The organism is Sinorhizobium sp. B11 (assembly GCA_039725955.1).
Taxonomy (GTDB): domain Bacteria; phylum Pseudomonadota; class Alphaproteobacteria; order Rhizobiales; family Rhizobiaceae; genus Rhizobium.
On sequence record CP091034.1, the window covers coordinates 818259 to 839681 of the forward strand.

A 21423-nucleotide genomic window follows, 5' to 3' on the forward strand; every position below is an offset into this window, starting at 1 on the left:
CATGCAGGCGTCATTGCCTGACGTCAGGCACAGCCTCGGCAACGCAATTCCGAAACCAGCGCTGCGCCGGATGGGCGTCGTTGCGTCGATGCCATGACATGACGAAGGGGATGGGCTCCAGCATGAGCGGTGGCTCCAACAGGACAAGTTCGTGCGCATGGCCGGAGGCTGCCACGACACCGGCCATCAAGGTGGTGATCATGTCGGAGCGGGCAATCAAGAGCGGTGCGGCATACATATTGGGAAGCGTGAGCGCGAGCCGGCGCTGAAGTCCTTCCTTGGCCAGCGCCGCATCGACATGGCCGAAACGCTCGTTCTCAGGCGAGACGAGCAGGTGGGGAAGAGCCAGAAAGGCGTCGAGATCGAGCGCCTTGCCTGCAGCCGGATGATCCTTCCTGACGATGCTGACGAAACGCTCCTCAAACAGAGGCTGGGTCAGAATGCGCCCGGTTTTCGTTGCCGGCACGCCCATCGTCACATCGACCTCTCCTGCATCCAGGAGATCGATGGCATCGTTACGCGCGCTGAAATTCCGGACCTGTAATGTTGCAGCCGGAGCCGCCTTGGCGAAATGCGCAACGAGTTGCGGTAGAAGCGCGAAAGTCGGGTGGTCGGAGAGGCCGATCGTGAAGGCAGCAGAGGAGGTCGCGGGATCGAACGCCTGAGTGAAATCAAGTGTGCGCTGGATGTCGGCAAGGGCGCGTGACAATGGCTCGGCGAGATCAAGCGCTCTTGGCGTCGGCTGCAGGCCCTGCGGCCCTCGCACCAGAAGCTCGTCTTTCAGCAGGCTTCGCAGCCGCGCCAGGGCAGCGCTCATGGCCGGTTGTGTGCGGCCGATGCGAATGCCGGCCTTCGTCACGCTGCGCTCCTTCATGAGCGCGTCGAAGGCGACAAGCAGGTTGAGATCGATTCCATGTAAATCCATGGCGTGGATGAATGCACATACTCCATATCAATTTCAAGCATGCCGAGATCGGCGCTACCTTCGCCCGGTCGCAACATAAACCGGGCAGGAGTTCATCATGCCATTCGCAAATTACAAGTTTCCCGAGGGTACTCTGACGTCGGAGCAGAAGGAGGACATCATCCTCCGCACGACCGCCATGTTCGTTGACTTTTTCGGGGAGGGCGTCCGCCCCTACACGATGGTTCTCGTCGATGAAGTCATCGATGGCGGCTATGGCCGCGCCGGAGAAACGCTCACCATCGCCAAGATGCAAAAGGGACGATAAGGGCAAAAGCAAAATGGGGCCATCTGGCCCCATTTTTTTTGTCGGCCGTTCAGCCGGCGATCTTCGAGAAATCCGCCACCGTACCGGTCGCCGCCCGGATCATCCGCAACAGCGCAAGACGGTTGGCGCGGATCGCGGCATCCTCGTCATTGACCAGCACATCGGTGAAGAAGCGGTCGACGGGGGCACGCAGCTTCGACAGCGCTTCCATGGCCGAGCGGAAGTCTTCGTGCGCAACGGCGCCGGCAGCTTCCGACGCAGCCTTGCTGATGGCCGCGAACAGTTCCTTCTCGGCATCAAGCTTAAGCAAGGCCTCGGAAACGCCGTCCGCAACGACAGTGCCCTTCTTCTCCTCGGCGGCCAGAAGCTGCGTCGCGCGCTTGGTGCCGGCCAAAAGGTTGATGCCGTCTTCCGAGGTGATGAAGGCGGTCAGCGCCTCGACACGGCGGGCGACCATCAGGAGGTCGTCGGATTCAGGCGTCAAGACCGCATCGATAAGATCGTGGCGGGCGCCCTGGTCGCGCAGATAGACCTTCAGGCGATCATGGAAGAAGGAGAGCAAGTCGAACTGCCGCGACAGGTCGTCGGTAGCAATATTGGCGCCGATATCCATGTCGATGCGCTGCATATGGGAGATGATGCGCGGCAATAGTGTCACGCGGGCACGCTTTTCGAGCAGGATGCGGATAATGCCGAGCGCGGCACGGCGCAATGCAAACGGATCCTTCGAGCCGGTTGGCTTTTCGTCGATCGCCCAGAAACCGATCAGCGTATCGAGCTTGTCGGCGAGCGCCACCGTGATCGCAACCTTGTCGTCAGGCACGCGGTCGGATGGGCCCTGCGGCTTGTAATGGTCTTCTATGGCGGTGGAAACCGAGACATCTTCGCCCTGCAGCGCGGCATATTTGCGGCCCATGACACCCTGCAGTTCCGGGAATTCGCCGACCGCTTCGGTGCGCAGGTCCGCCTTGCAGAGAACCGCGGCGCGATCCACCACCTTGTAATCGGCACCAACAGGCATGGCGATCTTGGCAGCCATCGCCCGGATGCGCTCGACGCGGTCGCCCTGCGTGCCAAGCTTGGCATGGAAGGTCACGCTCAGCGCATCGAGCTTGGCCATGCGCTGGTCGAGCGGCTTGGCAAGGTCGAGGCTGAATTTCTTGGCGGAAGCTTCCAGCGTTTCGAGGTCTGGCAGGTTGCCCTGGTCGCGCTTCCAGAAATGCAGCGCGTCGGACAGGCGCGCACGCACGACCTTGCCGTTTCCGTGGACGATTTCCTTGCCACCGTCAGTCGCCTGGATGTTGGAAACGAGGATGAACTTGTTCGAAAGCGTCTCTTCGCCCTGTTTGCGAGTTACGAAGCATTTCTGGTTGGTCTTGATGGTCAGGCGAATGATCTCCGACGGGATCGAAAGGTAATCCTCCTCGAAGGAGCCCATCAGCACCTGCGGCCATTCGACGAGGCCGGAGACCTCTTCCAGCAGGCCTTCGTCCTCGACCAGCTCAAGCCCGCTGGCAAAGGCAATGTCGCGAGCGTCATGCAGGATGATATCCTTGCGCCGCTCCGCATCGAGGATGACCTTCGCCTTTTCGAGGCTCGCGACATAATCGTCGAAACGCTTGACGGTGATCGCCTCGGGCGCGTGGAAGCGATGGCCGTAGGTCACATTGGAGGCGACGAGACCATCGATCTCGAAGGGAATGACAACGGTTTCTTCATGCTCGCTGCCGAAGGTGCAGACGATCGACTGCAGCGGGCGCACCCAGCGCAGCGAACCCGGCTGCGAGGAAGCCTTGCCCCAACGCATCGACTTAGGCCACGGGAAATCCTTGATGATGCCGGGCATGACTTCGGCGATGATCTCTTCCGCGCTGCGACCCGGTTTGGAGATGACGGCAACGTAGAAATCGCCCTTCTTGGGATCGCTGACGACCTGCGCTTCGGAAATGGAGGAAAGGCCGGCGCCACGCAGGAAGCCCTCGATCGCCTTTTCATTAGCGTCGGTACGCGGCCCCTTGCGCTCTTCGCGCACATCGGCGGAGCGGGCCGTCAGGCCGTGAATATCGAGCGTCAGGCGGCGCGGCGTCCAATATTCGCGCGCACCTTCGTATGTCAGGCCTGCTTCCACCAGGGCATCGGTCAGGAGCTTCTTGAGATCGCCGGCGGCCTTGCGCTGCATGCGGGCGGGGATCTCTTCGGAGCGAAGTTCGAGAAGCAGGTTCGGCATGGTACTCTTTTCCTGGCGCCTGCAGGGCAGGGGCAATCAAAAATGGTCGCCTCTGCTACCAAAGAATGCCGCATCTGCACAACCGCAAAAACAGGAAGAAGAAGGCTCAATTGCGCCTCAGTCATGCCGCTTAAATCGCTGGGAGCGCTGCCTTCAACTGTGGAAAGCGGCGGGAGGCATTGCCTTGCCGCTTTTCGCCGCTATGGTCCGCCCACCCTAACAAACCGCAGGAAATCCCATGGCCGCTGACCTTCGTTCGCTCGCAGCAAGCATCTCCGCTGAAATCAATGCCCGGCCCGATCAGGCCAAGGCTGCGATCGAGCTGCTGGACGAAGGCGCGACAGTGCCGTTCATTGCCCGCTACCGCAAGGAAGTGACCGGCGGTCTCGACGATACGCAGCTGCGCACACTGGCCGAACGTCTGGTCTATCTGCGCGAGCTCGAAGCCCGCCGCGATACGATCATCGAATCCGTCACCGGCCAGGGCAAGATGACCGAGGAATTGATGGCGAAGCTTTCGGGCGCCGCCACCAAGGCCGAGCTTGAAGACCTCTACCTGCCCTACAAGCCGAAGCGTCGCACCCGGGCCGAAATCGCCAGGGAACGCGGCCTCGGCCCGCTTGCCGAGGCGATCCTTGCCGACCGCAGCAAGGAGCCGGCAACGCTCGCCGAAGCCTATATCACCGCCGACGTGCCCGACGTGAAGACGGCGCTCGAAGGCGCGCGCGACATCGTCGCCGAAGGTTTTGCCGAAAATGCCGATCTGCTCGGCAAGCTGCGCGCCCATCTGCGCAATGCCGCACTTCTGAAAGCCAAGGTCGTGGATGGCAAGCAGGCGACCGGCGAGAAATTCTCGGACTATTTCGATCATTCCGAACGCTGGGCGACGGCTCCCGGCCACCGCGCGCTCGCCATGCTGCGCGGCTGGAATGAGGAAGTGCTGACGCTGACGATCGAGGCCGATGCCGAGATCGCCTCGCCGAACAAGCCGGTCGAGCGCATGATTGCGACCGCCTATGAAATCGGCGCGTCGCGCCCCGGCGACCGCTGGCTGATGGATGCCGCAAGCTGGACCTGGCGTGTGAAGCTCTCCATGTCGCTGTCGCTCGACCTGATGCGCGAGTTGCGCGAAAGGGCGGAGGAAGAGGCGATCCACGTCTTTGCCCGCAATCTCAAGGATCTGCTTCTGGCAGCACCCGCCGGTTCGCGCGCCACGATGGGCCTCGATCCGGGCATCCGCACCGGCGTCAAGGTCGCGATCATCGATGGCACCGGCAAGCTGCTCGATACGACCACCGTCTATCCGTTCCCGCCGAAGAATGATGTGCGCGGCACGCAGGCCGAGCTTGCCTCGTTGATCCGCAAGCATAATGTCGAGCTGATCGCCATAGGTAACGGCACTGGCAGCCGCGAGACGGAAAAGCTGGTGGCCGATATGCTTGCCGCCCTTCCGGCGCCCAAACCCACCAAGGTCATCGTCTCGGAAGCCGGCGCTTCCATCTATTCGGCGTCTGAAACCGCAGCCGCCGAATTCCCGCAACTGGACGTGTCGCTGCGCGGCGCCGTCTCCATCGCGAGGCGCCTGCAGGACCCGCTCGCCGAACTCGTCAAGATCGAGCCGAAGTCGATCGGCGTTGGCCAATATCAGCACGATGTCGATCAGACGAAGCTCTCCCGCTCGCTCGATGCAGTCGTCGAAGATGCCGTGAATGCCGTCGGTGTCGATCTCAATACCGCGTCGGCGCCGCTTCTGTCGCGCGTCTCTGGCCTCGGCCGTTCCATCGCCGATGCGATCGTCCTGCACCGCGACCAGAATGGTGCTTTCGAGAGCCGCAAGGATCTCCTGAAGGTGGCCCGGCTCGGCCAGCGCACCTTCGAGCAGGCAGCCGGCTTCCTGCGCATCCCTGATGGCAGGGAGCCGCTCGACGCTTCTTCCGTGCATCCGGAAGCCTATGGTGTCGCAAAGAAGATCGTCGCTGCTTGCGGCCGTGACCTGCGTTCGCTGATGGGCGACAGCGCCACGCTGAAGGCGCTCGACCCGCGCAAATTCATCGACGAGAAGTTCGGCCTGCCGACGGTCAAGGACATCATCGCTGAGCTCGACAAGCCCGGCCGCGACCCGCGCCCGAGCTTCAAGACCGCGACCTTCGCCGAAGGCATCAACGAAATCAGCGACCTGAAGCCGGGCATGATGCTGGAAGGCACGGTGACCAACGTCGCGGCCTTCGGTGCTTTCGTCGATATCGGCGTGCATCAGGATGGCCTGGTCCACGTGTCCCAGCTTGCCGACCGCTTCATCAAGGATCCTCACGAAATCGTGAAGGCTGGCGATGTCGTCAAGGTTCGTGTGGTTGAGGTGGATGTGAAGCGCAAGCGCATCGGCCTCTCCATGCGCAAGGATGACGGCGTTTCCGCGGGTTCTCCGCGTGCTGAGTTCGCGCCCGAATGTCGGCCAGCGCCCGCAACAGGACCGCAAGCCGGCACAGTCCAAGCCACAGAGCCAGGGCGCATTCGGCGCGGCGCTCGCCGAAGCCATGAAGCGAAAATAAGGGCTTAGCCCCTATATTTGCAAAAATGTCACACTTTGGCAATTGAATCTGCGGAGTGCTAAATCCGGCGCTTGTAAGGCAGAAGAGAGCTATTAAGTTGATGTGACCATCCTGTCACATTTGCGAGGCGTCCATGGCGTCGGCATTCTTATCGATTGTCCAAAAAATTGTCCGCAAGGGTTCTTTGACCCTTACGCTCGCCAATGGCGAGACCCACACGATTGGCGATGGCACCGGGGAACCGGTTGCCGCTCGTCTTGCCGATCAGGAGGCCGAGGATGCGATCCGTCGCGATCCGACGCTGAAGCTCGGCGAAATGTATATGGAAGGCCGGTTCATCCTCGAACAGGGCAACATCTACGACTTCCTCGCCTTGGTGAAGCAGAACACCACCAACGAAATCTTCGATTTCAAGATGGCCGCCCTGCTGATCGGCCGCATCGCCATGCAGCAGCTCAAGAGCCGCATACCGGTCAACCATAACAAGCGTAATGTCGCCCACCATTACGACCTGTCGGAAAAGCTCTTCGAACTCTTCCTCGATGAGGACTGGCAATATTCCTGTGCCTATTTCGATCCGCCGGGCATTGGCCTGGAAGAGGCGCAGGTTGCCAAGAAGCGCCACATCGCGGCCAAGCTCAATCCGCAACCGGGTCAGCGCGTGCTGGAAATCGGCTCCGGCTGGGGCGGCATGGCCATGTATCTCGCGGAATCGACGCCCGGCCTTGATGTTACCGGCATCACGCTCAGCGAAGAGCAGCTGAAGATTTCCCGCGAACGGGCTCAGAAACGCGGTCTTACCGATCGCGTCCGCTTCGAGCTGCAGGACTATCGTTACCTGACGGGCAAGAAGTTCGACCGTATCGTCTCGGTCGGCATGTTCGAACATGTCGGCATCGGCAATTACGGCAACTTCTTCAAGAAGGTGCACGAACTGCTGGATGACAACGGCGTCATGCTACTGCATTCGATCGCGCGTCCGAAGCCGAGTTTCGCCACCAATGCATTCATCGAGAAATATATCTTCCCGCAGGGCTATATTCCCTCGATCGCCGAAACGCTGGTTCCGCTTGAAAAGGCCGGCCTGCTGACCCGCGACGTCGAAGTGCTGCCTCTTCACTATGCCTATACGCTGCGCCACTGGCGCGAGCGCTTCGTGGCCCGCAGGCAGGAGGCGGTGGCACTTTACGACGAGAAGTTCTTCCGCATGTGGGAATTCTATCTGGCTGGCTCCGAAATGGGCTTCCGCTGGGATGAACTTTTCATCGAGCAGATCCAGATCACCAAGAACCAGTTTGCGACGCCCGATAACCGGAATTACATTCCGCAAAACGAGACGAAGCTCCGGGAATTCGAGGCGACGCGCCCACCCCTGGAAAAATTCACCTTCTGATGTCGAAAGCGCGGCTGGGCCGCGCTTTTTCTTTTTGGAGAGACGGATATGAGCGCATTTCCTGAAATCACCATCGTGCGCCATGGCGAGACGGCATGGTCGCTGTCCGGCCAGCATACCGGCCGCAGCGATATCCCGCTGACCGAAAATGGCGAGGCGGCGGCACGCGCGCTTGCTCCGCGGCTTTCAGGTCTTTCGGTATCCGCCGTCTGGTCGAGCCCGTCGCAGAGGGCGCGCAATACCTGCGCGCTTGCTGGTTTCGGGGAGGGGGCAATCATCAAGGCCGATCTCGCCGAATGGGATTACGGCGCCTATGAAGGCATCACCACCAAGGAAATCCTCTCCAAGCGTCCCGGCTGGCGGCTCTTTCGCGATGGTTGCCCTGATGGTGAAGCGGCAAGCGATGTCGGTGCCCGTGCGGATCGTATCATTGCCGAACTGCGCGAGGCCAATGCACCGATCCTGATCTTTTCGAGCTCGCATTTCCTGCGCGTGCTTGGCGCCCGCTGGCTCGGTTTGCCGCCGGAAGACGGCTCCCGCTTCATTCTGGATACAACGAGCGTCAGTGTCCTCGGCTACGAGCACGATCTGACCGAGCCGGTCATCCGCCGCTGGAACCAGAAGTAATTCTGATCCCCTCGATCTCGCTCTCTTGGTTAAGAATGACGTAACACCCTCGCTATAAATGTAGCGACCGCCGCCGTCCGCGGCCGTTCTTGTATTGCGTTTTTCTGGAGTGCGGATTGTGTTTAATCGATCAGTCGTATCGATCTCCTTAGCTATTGCCCTTGCTTCATTCAGCACCGCTTCTGCTCAGGAAGGCGGCCATTGGTGGTCGGGTGACTGGTATCTGAAAGTCGGCGTATCGGGCTTTTCAGCACCGAAATTCGAAGGCGCGTCGACCAACGAATTCAAGTTCAGCCCGCTGATCTCTGCAGGACGTCAAGGTCCCGGCCCGCGTTTTTCCTCGCGCAACGACAATCCCTCGTTCGCCCTTGTTGATAACAGCCGCTTCCGCGCCGGTATCGTCGGCCGCTACGTGCCGCAGCGTGACCAGGATGACGACAGCGATCTGCGCGGGCTGAAGAAGGTCAAATGGGGCGCCGAAATCGGTGGTTTTGCGGAAGTCTATCCGACCGACTGGCTGCGCGCTCGCGCCGAAGTGCGCCAAGGCATCCGCTCGCATGACGGGCTTGTGGCCGACGTGGCTCTTGATGCCTTCACCGATATCGCGCCCGATTTGCAGCTATCGGGAGGCCCGCGTGCCACCTTTGCGACCAGCGGCTATTTCCATTCCTATTATGGCGTCAACGAAGCGCAGTCGGCTGCAAGCGGACTGAAGCCATATGATCCCTCGGGCGGCATCCAGTCGTACGGTGCCGGCACCGCACTCACCTGGAACGCAACGGAGAACCTGTCGACGAGCGCCTTCGCGGAATATAAGCGCCTCGCTGGTCCGGCAGCCGACAGCAGCCTCGTGCGGGAGAAAGGGTCGAAGAACCAGTTCCTGATCGGTGTGTCGGCAAGCTACAAGTTCAATTTCACGCTGAACTGATCGGCTATTCGAATCGTCTAAACCCAGCCGGCCATCGATGCGATGAACTTCCTTTGTCGCGCAGGGCAGGTCCCTTGTGGGACGAAGCACCTCCATCGCGCCGCGAAGGGCGACCTCGAAGGCGATGAAGTCTTGACCATCAACGCCGCCCGTCGCTAGATGTCGGCATGCAACAGATTGATGGTCTCAACGGGCGCGTTGCCGATGCGCCCTCGGATAATTGGGTTTATCGCATCCTGCCGCCCTGGCTATGGCCCTATGCGCAGCTTGCGCGCTGGGACCGGCCGATCGGATGGCAGCTTCTCATGTGGCCGTGCTTCTGGTCGGCCACGCTTGCCGCCAATGCGGCAATCGAACCGCGTGTGTTTTCCGGCGCCCTGCTTCTCTACCATCTGTTCTTGTATTTTATAGGCTCTGTCGCCATGCGCGGCGCCGGCTGCACCTATAATGACCTTGTCGACCACGAGATCGACACGCAGGTGGCGCGCACCCGCTCGCGTCCTCTGCCCTCGGGTCGTGTGACCCGCAGGCAGGCGAAGATTTTCATCGCACTGCAGGCGCTGGTCGGCCTCTTAGTGCTGTTGCAGTTCAACTGGTTTGCCGTGCTTCTTGGCGTTCTGTCGCTCGGCGTCGTCGCCCTCTATCCCTTCGCCAAGCGCTTTACCGACTGGCCGCAATTCTTCCTCGGTCTCGCCTTTTCCTGGGGTGCGCTCATGGGCTGGGCAGGCATTTTCGGTAGCCTCTCCTTCTCTGCCGTCCTGCTTTACCTTGCCTCGGTCGTCTGGACGATCGGTTACGACACGATCTACGCCCATCAGGACAAGGAGGACGACGAACTGATCGGCGTTCGCTCGACGGCCCGCCTGTTCGGCGAGCGCACACATCTTGCGCTTATCGGCCTGTACGGGCTGACCCTAGTGCTGATGTTCCTGTCCTTCGCGCTTGCCGGCGTCGGCATTCTGGCCTTCATCGGCCTGCTGATTGCGGCCGGAATGTTCGCCTGGCAGATCAGAACGCTCGATATCGACGACGGCGCTCAGTGCCTGGCGCTCTTCAAATCGAACACCCGAGTTGGGTGGATCATCTTCCTCGGCCTGTTCGTCTCGCTGCTTTTCGCCATTCCCTGAACTGAAGTGAGGAATGTCCGTTAAATGAAAAACCCGGCGCGATGGCCGGGTTTGAAAACGGGTCGGAACGTATCGCTCAGTTGCGAGCGATGATTTCCTTGCCTTCGATCTTCATGAGGACGCCGAGCTTGCCGGTCGTGCGGCGCACGAGGAAGCGCGGGCGACGGTTTGCGAAATAGGCGTGGCGGCGGCGCGGCTTCATTTCGCTGGTGCGCAGTCCGCCGAGATGTTCTTCGAGGGGGCGGGCGATGCCATCGGCTTCCACCATCAGCATAGGAATGCCGAAGGCTTCCGACCAGCTGCGCCAGTCGGCGGCGATATCGCCGAGATCGTGGGCGACGAGCAGCGGGATGCAGAGTTCCGGATCTTCGTGATGCAGCTCGAGCGTCACGGTGACTTCACCATTGCCGTGGTCGATGGCGCGGGCTGCAACGCCCTTGAAGACACGTCGCGGCAGGGCGATGGAGAGTGGCAGGCCGCTGGAGGGGAGAATCTTGCGCAGGACTGCGCCGCGTTCGTCGATCGTTATGCTGACGTCACCGGTATCGTCGTGGATGGCATAGCTTACCTGCTGCGGAAAGCGAGACGGATCAAGACGCAATGTCGTGCCAGCCCAGACGGGCTTCAGAACGGTATCCTTCATTTCATTTCTACCCTTGTCTTACCTGAGAGCCGGTTTCCGGTCTTCTCCTTGGGACTTTTCGTCCTCTATGGCCCGACAATAGGCGGCCGCCGTTCCGTACAGCTTAAAAATTGCGGTTAAAAAAATCCTGCCTCCGGGGATGGTTAGCAAAAACGAATATGGCACGGTTTCCGGAATATGAACGCGGCCCCGTGCCAGAGCAGGACAGCTCCAGGTAAGTCTCGGGTAAGTTTTGCATGGCAAAATGCTCGCACCAATAGTCCGTCATTCTTTAAAGACTTTGCTGAAAAGGGCGCATTCATGATCACGGCATCCCTGGCATACGTCATTCTGTCTCGTGATATGCCGAAAAGCCTCGACCGCGTCGCCAATCAGACGCAGGTCAAAAAAGATGCTCAGTATTACGCCGACAACATCAACAAGGTGAAGGACGTCGACGACTTCCTTGGCGATTACAAGCTCTACAGCTACGCCATGAAAGCTTACGGGCTTGATGACATGATCTATGCCAAGGCCTTCATGAAGAAGGTTGTGGAAAGCGATCTCACGGACGCGAACAGTTTCGCCAACAAGCTTTCCGACACGCGTTACAAGGAATTTGCCTCCGCCTTCAATTTCCACGCGCCGCCCAAGGATATTCAGACGGACGCGCAGGAAGACGATCTGATCGGCCTCTACAAGCAATCCTTCGCCGATGCAGCCGATCAGGCCGCCACGGAAACGAAATACTACAGCGCGCAGATGGACGACGTGAAGAACGTCCAGGACTTCGTCGGCAATTCCCGCCTGTTGAATTACGCGTTGAAGAGCGTCGGCATCGACCCGACCTACATCTCGAAGGACTACATCGCCAGCGTCCTATCCACGGACATCAGCAAGCTTGGCGGCAATGCGCCCGATACGAGCGATCCGGCCTACGATCCGACCAAGACCTATGTCGGTGACAAGCTCTATGCGCTCGCCCAGCAGTTCAACTTCAAGCCGGACAATGGCGACACCCAGTATTTTCGCGCCAATATCGGTTCGGTGCAGTCGGTCGACGACTTGCTCGCCGATCCGCGCCTGCGCACGGTGGCGCTCCAGTCCGTCGGCATCGATCCGGCAACGGCCGACGACGCTTTCATCAAGATGGTGCTGACAAGCGATCCGGCCACACTTGGCGGCGACGCGCCGCTCAACAACCCTAATCCGTCGCTCAACTATGTCGGCGACAAATACAAGGAACTTCGTTCTTACTTCAATTTCAAAGCCGATGGTTCGGTCGATGGTTCGGCCCAGAATTCCGGCCAGACCGATGAGGTCGCAGAACTATACGCGTTCCGCGCGCCTGCAGTTGGCGGCGTGGCCCAGACTGCGACACAGAAGAACAACGTCATCGAACAGTATAACATCAAGACTGCACCGCAGATCGTCGACCGCGACGGCACAGCCAGCGATGTGTACTATACCAGCCCGGCAATGTCGGATCTCAACAAGAGCTACTATCAGTCCAAGATCGGCACGATCACCAATGTCGATCAATTGGTCAACGACAAGCGGCTTGCAGACTACGTTCGCGCCGCATTCGGCATGGATCCGGGCTTTACGCAGCTGAAGAGCGTCCTGACAGATCCGACCTATGCCCGTTCGGTCGATATGGGAGAGGCTTACAAGGCCTTCAACTTCAAGTCCGACGGTACGGTCTCCCCGACGAAGCGCGCGCAATCCTATGATCAGTTGACGGGCATGGTGAATGCAGCGTCGAACGTTACCGGCTACTTCTCGAACAAGATGATACCCGCGAGCGGTCCGAGCACGATCACCAACGTCGACGAACTGCTTTCCGACAAGACTCTGACCTCTTACATCAAGGATGCCTACGGCCTTGGCCAGGATTTCAGCAATGCCGAGCTGAAGAACATCCTCACGGATTCCGCCTACGCCACGACGGCGGGCCATCAGGACATCCATGACGCCTTCAATTTCAACGCGGATGGTTCGATCAACGGCACGATCCAGAGCGACGCGCAGCTCAAGAGCATCAACCAGCTCGCTGCAGCCAATGCGTCCTACTATCAGGCCAAGCTCCCGGATCTCTCGAACAACGGCTCGACCGCGGCCGTTGACGTTTTCCTCGCCGACGACAAATTGGTCAGCTTCCTGCGCACCAACCTGCAGATCGGCGACGACGTCAGCGACACTACGCTTCGCGGCATTCTGACCGATCCGACGGTCGCGGCGGCCCAGGGCTATAGCGACGTCTACCAGCTCTTCAACTTCCGTCAGGACGGGACGGTCGCTCAAAACACGTTCTCGCAGAGCGCCGACCAGGTTGCAGCAATGAACACAAAGGCGGACGACGCCGCCTCCTATTACGGCAGGACGATGCCTTCGATCGCCAGCGTCGATCAGTTGCTGGCCGATCAGAAGCTCAACAATTACATCCGTTATGCCTTCAGTATCCCGGCGAGCGTTTCGGACACTGATCTGCGCAACATCCTCACCGATCAAAGCGGTACCGGTCCCTATGCCAATGTGAAGGCTGCGTTCAATTTCCAGGCGGACGGCACCGTTGCCCCCGGTCTTCCGGCGCAGACCACCACGCAGATGGCCTCCTTGAACTCGGCTGCCAGCATACGGGAGCAAAGCACCCTTGACCGGATGGGCGACGTCAATGATGTCGACCAGCTGCTCGCCGATTCATCCCTGACTGACTATCTCAAAATGGCGTATGGCCTGGCCTACGACACCAGCAACGCCGAGCTGAAGAGCATTCTCACCGACCCGGCCCATGCAGCATCCGTCGGCCAGGCTGATCTGAACGCCGCTTTCAATTTCGCTGCGGACGGGTCGCTGCCAACCTCGACCTCGCCCCAGACCGGTGAGCAGACGACGAACACGTCAGACAATTACGGCGCTCGCGCCAACAATCAGGGCAACGATCTCATCGACCGCATCATCGCGAACTACAAGTCGCGAATGGATGACGCCAATGGCGTGAAGAATGTCAATGATTTCATGAAGACCAACAAGACCGCCGATACGCTCCTCGGTAACGACTCCTATCCGGACCTTTATCAGATAGCGCTGCAGGCCTATGGTCTGACGACGAACGACGTCTCGCGCTCCACCATGCGCAAGCTGCTCGTCAGCGACCCCTACGATCCGAAGGGATATGTCGCGTCATTCAAGGATGAGCGCATCACCAATATGGTCCGTGCCTTCAATTTCGGCGCCGATGGCAAAGCTGCCGAGCCCATGTCGGCGCTCTCTGCTGCCACCATGGCGAAATATGCGACCGATTATAAGTCGCACGTGACCATGCTCATGAAGGACGGTCCTGCAAAGGACCGCGCTTCAAAGGATGCGACCAAGGAAGTGGATTATTTCGGCAAGACCATTCCAACCATAACGTCGCTCGATGATTTCCTGGCCGACAAGCGCCTGACGGATCTTGTGCTGAAAGCAAATGGCCTCGATCCGAAGAATTACGACAAGGATACGCTGAAGAAGATCTTCACCTCCGATCCTGACGACAAGAAGAGCTATCTCAACACCACGGCTGACGCGCGCTTCAAGGAAATCGTCGCCTCCTTCAATTTCGACAAGGACGGCAACCTGACCCGCGCCAAGATGGGCACCATCCAGGACAAGCAGGCCGAAGCAAGCACGCAGCAGCAATATGTGCAGATGACCCTGGAAGCCCAAGAGGGCGAAAAGAACGATGGCGTTCGCCTGGCGCTCTATTTCAAGCGCAAGGCCGGTGACGTCACGTCGCTCTACAACATTCTCGGTGACAAGGCACTCTATCAGGTCATCCAGACCGCCTATAGCCTGCCCCAGCAGATTTCGGCAATGGACGTGACCAAGCAGGTCGATCTTCTCGGTCGCTTCGTGAAGCTCGAAGACCTTCAGGATCCGAAGAAGGTCGACAAGCTCATCAAGCGTTTCACGGCCATGTACGATATCAAGAACAACACGCAGCAGTCGCCGGCGCTCCAGCTCCTGACCGGCGGTACCGGCCAGGCGTCATCGCTGCTCTGATAATGGTGTAGCCTGCCGGAGCCCACGAAGGTTCTAAAGCATGTCGCGCAAAACCGTGCAGCGGTTTTGCGCCAACGACGTGCAGAAGCAAGGACCTAAAGCGTGGCAAGGCACGCTTTAGAGGCTCACCACCTTGTCCGGGTTCATGATACCGGCTGGATCGAAGGCGCGCTTGATGCGACGCATCAGCTCCATCTCGATGGCGGGCCGGACCGATGCCAGCTCGTCACGCTTCAGCTGACCGATACCATGCTCTGCGGAGATCGAACCGCCATGGGCAAGCACCAGCCCATGCACGATATGGTTCATCTCGTGCCAGCGGGCGATGAAGGCATCCTTATCGGCTCCAACCGGCTGCGAGATGTTGTAGTGGATGTTGCCGTCGCCCATATGGCCAAAGGCACAGATGCGCGCGCCGGGCATTGCCGCCATCACCGCCTCTCCGGCTTCCTTCATGAAGTGCGGGATCTTCGAAACCGGCACGGAAACGTCGTGCTTAATGGAACCGCCCTCGGGCTTCTGAGCGTCCGACATGCTTTCGCGCATATGCCAGAGCGCCTTCTGCTGCGCGACGGAGGAGGCGATTGCCGCATCCTGCACGAGCCCTGCTTCGAAACCCTGTTCCAGCACGGCATTCATCATCCGCTCTGCCGTCTCGGCGGAGTCGGAGGTGGAGATATCAACAAGCACATACCAGTCATGCGGCGTCTCCAGCGGATCGCGCACGCCGTCGATATTGCGCACGGTGATCTCGACGCCGAAACGCGGCATCAGTTCGAAGCCGGTCAGCGAAGTTCCGCAGAGGCTGGAAGCGAGATTGAAGAACGCGAGCGCGTCCTCGACAGACGAAAGCCCCGCAAAGGCAACCTGATGGCCGAGTGGCTGCGGGAAGAGCTTCAGCACTGCGCCGGTGATAATGCCGAGCGTGCCCTCCGCGCCGATGAAGAGATCGCGCAGATCGTAGCCGGTATTGTCCTTCTTGAGACGACGAAGCCCCTCCCAGATCTCGCCCGTGGGCAGGACGACTTCGAGGCCGAGGCAGAGCTGGCGCATGTTGCCATAGGCGAGAACTGCCGTGCCGCCGGCGTTGGTGGACAGGTTGCCGCCGATGCGGCAGGAACCTTCCGAGCCGAGCGAGAGCGGAAACAGACGGCCATGCGCTTCGGCCGCCTTCTGCACCTCGGCCAGGATCGCCCCGCCGTCGGCGACGAGCACGTTTGCGACCGGATCGACATCGCGGATCCTGTTCATGCGCTCGAGCGAAAGGATGACGTCCGCCTTGCCCTCACGCGGCGTCTGCCCGCCGACAAGGCCGGTATTGCCGGTCTGCGGTACGATGGCCGTGCCGGTTTCGGTGGCAAGCTTCATGATCGCAGAGACTTCTCCGACCGTCCCGGGCTTCAGCAGAAGAGGGGAGGAGCCATGATAAAGGCCGCGATTTTCGATGAGGTGCGGCGCGAGATCAGCTTCGCTGCGTAGCGCATATTTCTCGCCGACGATGGCGGTGAAACGCTCGATAATATCTGCCGAAATGCCTGTGCTGCTCATGGAACCCGGTCCCTCTTCCTTACTCGCGCGGAGCCGCTGCTCGCCGCAGTCGATCGTTGATTGCCTCTCCAAGCCCTTCGTCGGGGATCGGTGAAAAGGCGATTACGGCCGCGCCGCTGGCATCGGCCCTCTTCATGTAGTCGAAAAGATTGGCAGCCGCCTCCGAGAGATCGCCTCGCGGGCTGAGGTTCAGCGCGATAGCCGCTTGCTCGGCGCCTGCCACCCTGTCCGGACCGAAGGCAATCAAAGCTTCGCCGGGTTCCAGTGCCGTAGCGTCGAGCCGGACGGTCGCACCTGGCGCATAATGCGAGGCGAGCATGCCCGGCGCTTCGATCGCCGCTGCCGCCTTTTTCGAACGCAGCAAACGCTTGCCTGCCACCCGCTCGATTTCCTTGGCCGGCAGGCCGCCGGGCCGCAGGAGGCGCAGCTCGCCGTTTTCAACCTTGACGATCGTCGATTCCACGCCGACGGCACTCGCGCCCGCGTCGAGGATGAGGGGTATCTTTCCCCCGAGATCGGCTTCGACATGGGCAGCGCTTGTGGCGCTCACCTTGCCGGACGTATTGGCGCTTGGAGCTGCAAGCGGCCGCCCGAAGGCATGAATCAGATCGCCGGTAAAACCTTTGGGTATACGGATCCCAACGCTGTCGAGGCCTGCAGTCGCCAGCGCATGGATCGCGGTGCCTGATTTCAGCGGCAGTACAAGCGTCAGCGGGCCCGGCCAGAAGGCTTCTGCCAGGGCACGGGAGATGGGATCGAATTCCGCATAGGTCTCGGCCATGGCAAGATCCGCCATATGGCAGATCAGCGGATTGAAGCGTGGCCGCCCCTTTGTCTCATAGATGCGGGTGATTGCTGCCGGATTGGTGGCGTCGGCGGCAAGGCCGTAGACCGTCTCGGTCGGTATGGCGATCGCAAAGCCTTCGGCAAGTGCCGCGCAGCCGGCTTCGAGTGCCGTCTGCCTGTCCGCCTTGATGTCGATTATTGTTGCCATGTCCTGCCCGGTTTTGCTGCGGCAGTCATTAGGCCTTCCTTGCAGCGCGATCAATCCCGCCCGGAACGGTGGATCAGCTGTCGCTGGAGCTACAGTTGGCGGATGATCTGGCGAAGCTGCTCGTTGCGGGCACCGAGCAGGAGGATATTGCGGATGGCGATCTGCGGATCGTTGGTACGGAAGAGCAGGCCATTGCCGCGCACCGAGCGGTCGACCACCATCCTCTCCGGCGTGCTTTCACCCGCCTTGATCGCCACGGCGAAATACATGCGGGAATTCTGCACTGCGATATTGTCGAAGAAATTGTCGTTATCGCCGATGTCGGAATAGAAGTTGGCGATGTAGAAGGCCCACGCCACTTCGTCGTAGCGGGCGAATTTGGTGCGTGCGGCCGTGACATGGCAGTAGCCGAGATGGGGGCTATCGGCCAGCGTCCTATGGAAAATCAGCTTGGGGAACTGGATCGAGCGGTGGAAGCCGTTGATGTTCTGATGGGTCTTTTCGCCGGCTGTCTGCAGCTTGCGTGCGGTCTTTTCGGCGACTTCGTCATGTGTGAGATAGCGGCGTTCTTCCGGCAGCCAGTCCTCGCGGCGGCGGCTGATACGGCCGGTGCGCAGGAATTCCGAATGCTTGGTTTGAAGCCGCGGTTCCGCAGGCTTGATTTCTTCCCGCGTGTCGAAATATCGAAGTTTGGCCATGGCTTGCAGTCTTCGCTGTGAAGGGTTGCCGACAAGGATAGAATTTCATGCTTAACGCCCTGTTAAAATAACGGGAAGAAGGCACGGGAGCTGAAGGTTGAGGGCCGCATGTCGCAAATGCGATAGAGCTGTGCCCGGCGCATTGGATTCGCTTGTGTCTGAAGCACCAAGAAATGTCGCAATTGACGACAATCAAAGGCAGGTGAGTGTTTCTGAGGGCCGCTCGGTTCCCTGTCGTCAATTTCGAAGCGGATGTCGCTTTACAACCAAACGGCCGGCATGCTCGGTGCTTAAATAACGCCATGACGAGTTTTCCTGATGGAGAAGGAAGCGGGCGCGCTTCCGCTGCAGGGCTCTGAGAAGAGTAGCAGCCACATGCACGAGGATAGGCAGATGGATATTCGCAGCAACGTTTTGCGCCAGCTCAAGAGCCGCCGCGAGGGCTTCAGTCTCGAACAGCCCTTCTACATCGACGAGGATTATTTCCGTCTGGATATGGAGATGATCTACTATCGCGATTGGCTCTTCATCGGCCATGATTGCGAACTGCCGAAGCCGGGCGCTTACTTTACCGTCCAGATTGGCGAATATCCCGTCGTCATCGTGCGCGGACGCGACAATGTCATTCGTGCCTTCCACAACAGCTGTCGCCACCGCGGCTCGCGCGTCTGCACCAAGGAGCACGGCTCGTCGGTGCGCCTCGTCTGCCCCTACCACCAGTGGACCTACGACCTCGACGGCAAGCTCGCCTTCGCACGCCACATGGGCGATGATTTCGACAAGAGCGGCTACGGCCTGAAGCCGGTTCATTGCGAAATCGTGGCCGGTTACGTTTTCATCTGCCTCGCCAATAACGCACCGGACTTCCAGTCCGTGCGCGACAAGATCGAGCCCTATATGGCGCCTCATCACATCAGCGAGGCCAAGATCGCATTCCAGAGCACCATCATCGAGAAGGGCAACTGGAAGCTGGTATGGGAGAATAACCGCGAGTGCTATCACTGCGCCGCAAATCATCCTGAGCTCTGCCGCACCTATCCGGAAGCGCCGAGCGTGACCGGCACGGATGGTGGTGCCGACGATCCCGAGATCGCCGGCCATTGGGCGCGCTGCGAGGCCGCAGGTCTGCCGAGCAAGTTCCAGATCTCGCCAGATGGACAGTTCCGCACCGCCCGCATGCCGCTGATCGAGGACGCCGAAAGCTACACCATGTCCGGCAGGCCCGCCGTCAAGCGCCCGCTCTCCGACGACGTCAAGATCAGCCGTATCGGCACGATGCTGCTCTTCCACTATCCGACGACGTGGAACCATCTGCTCGGCGATCACGCCATCTCCTTCCGCGTTCTGCCGCTGAGTGCCAATGAGACGGCAGTGACGACCAAATGGATCGTCCATAAGGATGCCGTCGAAGGCGTCGATTATAATCTTGAGGAACTGACCCACGTCTGGACCGAAACCAACGATCAGGACCGCCGCATCGTCGAAGAGAACGCATTCGGTATCCGCTCGCCGGCTTACGAACCTGGTCCTTATTCGTCGGTCCATGAAGGCGGCGTCATGCAGTTCCTCGAATGGTATTCGAACTTCATGGTCAATCGTCTGCAGGGCGATCAGGCCAAGCTCTCGGTCGTTGCCTGAGAGCAAAGATCACCCGGTTAATGTCCGGTTCATTTCGCCTCCGGTAGAAATAAGCGTGAGGGCCGTTTACGGGTTGTACGGGAACATTTCTCCGTTTTATCCGTTCTTCGGCAGGCTTTTTCGCTCTTGATCGGAGATATGCAATGTTTGGGCTGAGTAAGAAGGTCGCGACTGCGGTTGTGGCCGCCGCTGTCGTTGTGACGAGCTTTGTGCCGTCGCAGGCAATCCAGATGCCGGCCGCCCCGCAGGTGGAAAAGTCTTCGCCTGTCGAAAACGTCCAATATCGTCGCTATTATCGTCCGGGTTATCGCCCCGGCTATTATCCGGGATACCGTCCGGCCTATCGACCCGGCTGGTATGGCGGGTATCGCGGTTATTCCTACTACCGCCCGGGTTACCGTCACTATGAGGGCTACTGGTATCCGCTGGCAGCCTTCGGTGCCGGTGCAGTCATCGGCGGAGCCATCGCCTCTCAGCCGCGCTACTATGCACCCGCGCCCGCGCCCACCGGCATCAATCCGAGCCATGTCGCCTGGTGTGAAGACCGCTACCGGTCGTACAGGGCCTACGACAATACTTTCCAGCCCTATAACGGTCCGCGCCAGCAGTGCTATTCGCCCTACTATTGAGGCGGAGCCAGAGTCCAAGATGAAACGCCCGGCCCTGTGAGCCGGGCGTTTTTTCTTAGAGGATATGCACGCGCTTCAGGAGCCACCACGCAAACACGATGGAGGCGATGATCAGCCCGATGGCATATTCCGTTCCGTGGTCGCCGATGGCGAAGGGCAGGTTGGCCGTGTTCATGCCGAAAAAGCCTGTGACCAGCGTCGGTGGCAGCAGGAAGGCCGTCATGATCGACAGGATGTAAAGGTGGCGGTTCGTCTCCGAGGAGAGCTTGGAGTCGATTTCTTCGTGCAGCAGCCTTGCCCGGTCCTGCAGCGCGTAGACATCATGGTCGACAGTCTCCAGCCGGCTCGTCAGCCGCCCGGCAATATCGTCGAAGCCGAAGGGCATTTCGTCTTCGTCGGAGGCTGCGGCTCGGCGCATCAGCGCGAGCACGGTGCGCAGGTGGCGATGCAGACGGACGATCGTGCGGCGGACGGGAGCAAGCCTGCGGCGTTCGTCACGCGGCGCGTTGTCGTAGACGAAGTCCTCGATGAGGTTGAGCTCTTCGGTGAGCTCCATGACGACGGAGATCAGCGTGCGCTGAAACTCAGTTACAAGCAGTTCGAACAGATCGACGGGACGGGTGAATTTGCCCGGATTCTTCTCGATCATGACACGCGTCCGCTCTACGCTTCTCAGCGGCTGCAGGCGCGTGGTGATGATGAAACGGTCGGAGATGGCGAAATGCAACCAGCCGAGATCGGCCGTGTCCTGATCGAATTCGCGCTGGCAGTCCACCAGCGTGCCATAGAGCATCTGCTCGTCGACGGTCAGGACCGCGTGCGTGTCTCGGGTGGTCAGCGCCGACTTGGCGTCATCCATCACGCCGAGGGTGTCGAGCAGGGCGGGCACGCGGGCATCGGCGAGATTGAGATGCAGCCAGTAGAAACCGTCATCGGCGGTCAGTTCCGCGGCCGTCGCGCTGTTTTGCAGCCGCACGGCCTTCTTGCTTTCCGGCGAGAAACGGTAGGCCCATACGAGACCGGGTATATTGACGGGCAAGGTATCCATTATTGCCGATCCTCTCGCGAAAGCGATCAATCCTACTAAAGCAAGTCGCTCAAAACTGCACAGCGGTTTTGCAATAGCGGCACGCTTAAAACAAAGACCTTCTGCGCGGCTGCCGACCT

16 protein-coding genes are annotated in these 21423 nt (G+C 59.9%); 9 read left to right on the plus strand and 7 right to left on the minus strand.

The genetic code is table 11. The features are described from left to right. Positions 1-10 precede the first annotated feature (10 nt). Positions 11-925 (minus strand): LysR family transcriptional regulator, encoded by a 915-nt coding sequence (locus tag LVY75_13795; protein XAZ24286.1) that lies wholly within the window; start codon positions 923-925, stop codon positions 11-13. Positions 926-1022: 97 nt separating this feature from the next. Between LVY75_13795 and LVY75_13800 the strand changes: the two genes are divergently transcribed. After that, positions 1023-1232, plus strand: a complete 210-nt coding sequence (locus tag LVY75_13800) for a 4-oxalocrotonate tautomerase family protein (protein ID XAZ24287.1) — start codon at positions 1023-1025, stop codon at positions 1230-1232. A 49-nt stretch (positions 1233-1281) separates the two neighbouring features. On the opposite strand, the gene glyS is transcribed toward LVY75_13800, so the two are convergent. After that, a complete protein-coding gene (gene glyS / locus LVY75_13805) occupies positions 1282-3459 on the minus strand; it encodes a glycine--tRNA ligase subunit beta (protein ID XAZ24288.1) in 2178 nt (725 codons plus the stop codon). Between the two features lie 238 nt (positions 3460-3697). Between glyS and LVY75_13810 the strand changes: the two genes are divergently transcribed. The 5 genes from LVY75_13810 to ubiA all read left to right on the plus strand — a co-directional run bounded on the left by LVY75_13810 (position 3698) and on the right by ubiA (position 10083). Further along, positions 3698-6016, plus strand: a complete 2319-nt coding sequence (locus tag LVY75_13810) for an RNA-binding transcriptional accessory protein (protein ID XAZ24289.1) — start codon at positions 3698-3700, stop codon at positions 6014-6016. Positions 6017-6141: 125 nt separating this feature from the next. Next, entirely contained in the window at positions 6142-7401 is a 1260-nt protein-coding gene (locus LVY75_13815; GenBank protein XAZ24290.1) for a cyclopropane-fatty-acyl-phospholipid synthase family protein, read from the plus strand. Between the two features lie 48 nt (positions 7402-7449). After that, on the plus strand, positions 7450-8028 hold the full coding sequence (locus LVY75_13820; protein ID XAZ24291.1) for a histidine phosphatase family protein: 579 nt from the start codon (positions 7450-7452) through the stop codon (positions 8026-8028). Positions 8029-8146: 118 nt separating this feature from the next. After that, entirely contained in the window at positions 8147-8956 is an 810-nt protein-coding gene (locus LVY75_13825; protein ID XAZ24292.1) for a MipA/OmpV family protein, read from the plus strand. A 167-nt stretch (positions 8957-9123) separates the two neighbouring features. Continuing rightward, a complete protein-coding gene (ubiA, locus tag LVY75_13830; protein XAZ24293.1) occupies positions 9124-10083 on the plus strand; it encodes a 4-hydroxybenzoate octaprenyltransferase in 960 nt (319 codons plus the stop codon). A gap of 76 nt (positions 10084-10159) precedes the next feature. On the opposite strand, the gene LVY75_13835 is transcribed toward ubiA, so the two are convergent. Further along, positions 10160-10726 carry a DUF6101 family protein gene (locus LVY75_13835; GenBank protein XAZ24294.1) on the minus strand — a complete coding sequence of 189 codons (567 nt, stop codon included), beginning with the start codon at positions 10724-10726 and terminating at the stop codon, positions 10160-10162. A 300-nt stretch (positions 10727-11026) separates the two neighbouring features. Between LVY75_13835 and LVY75_13840 the strand changes: the two genes are divergently transcribed. Next, positions 11027-14749 (plus strand): DUF1217 domain-containing protein, encoded by a 3723-nt coding sequence (locus tag LVY75_13840; GenBank protein XAZ24295.1) that lies wholly within the window; start codon positions 11027-11029, stop codon positions 14747-14749. A 117-nt stretch (positions 14750-14866) separates the two neighbouring features. Here LVY75_13840 and LVY75_13845 read toward each other — a convergent pair whose 3' ends face one another. The 3 genes from LVY75_13845 to LVY75_13855 all read right to left on the minus strand — a co-directional run bounded on the left by LVY75_13845 (position 14867) and on the right by LVY75_13855 (position 17989). Next, a complete protein-coding gene (locus LVY75_13845) occupies positions 14867-16297 on the minus strand; it encodes an FAD-binding oxidoreductase (protein XAZ24296.1) in 1431 nt (476 codons plus the stop codon). A gap of 19 nt (positions 16298-16316) precedes the next feature. Continuing rightward, the gene (locus tag LVY75_13850) at positions 16317-17291 is read right to left on the minus strand and encodes a threonylcarbamoyl-AMP synthase (GenBank protein ID XAZ24297.1); all 975 of its coding nucleotides are present in this window, start codon (positions 17289-17291) and stop codon (positions 16317-16319) included. Between the two features lie 89 nt (positions 17292-17380). Beyond that, positions 17381-17989: a hypothetical protein gene (locus tag LVY75_13855; GenBank protein ID XAZ24298.1), complete on the minus strand. Its 609-nt coding sequence runs from the start codon at positions 17987-17989 to the stop codon at positions 17381-17383. A gap of 393 nt (positions 17990-18382) precedes the next feature. Between LVY75_13855 and LVY75_13860 the strand changes: the two genes are divergently transcribed. Next, on the plus strand, positions 18383-19627 hold the full coding sequence (locus tag LVY75_13860) for an aromatic ring-hydroxylating dioxygenase subunit alpha (GenBank protein ID XAZ24299.1): 1245 nt from the start codon (positions 18383-18385) through the stop codon (positions 19625-19627). Positions 19628-19770: 143 nt separating this feature from the next. Further along, the gene (locus tag LVY75_13865; protein XAZ24300.1) at positions 19771-20256 is read left to right on the plus strand and encodes a BA14K family protein; all 486 of its coding nucleotides are present in this window, start codon (positions 19771-19773) and stop codon (positions 20254-20256) included. Positions 20257-20311: 55 nt separating this feature from the next. Here LVY75_13865 and LVY75_13870 read toward each other — a convergent pair whose 3' ends face one another. Further along, positions 20312-21304 carry a transporter gene (locus tag LVY75_13870; GenBank protein ID XAZ24301.1) on the minus strand — a complete coding sequence of 331 codons (993 nt, stop codon included), beginning with the start codon at positions 21302-21304 and terminating at the stop codon, positions 20312-20314. Positions 21305-21423: the final 119 nt, after the last annotated feature.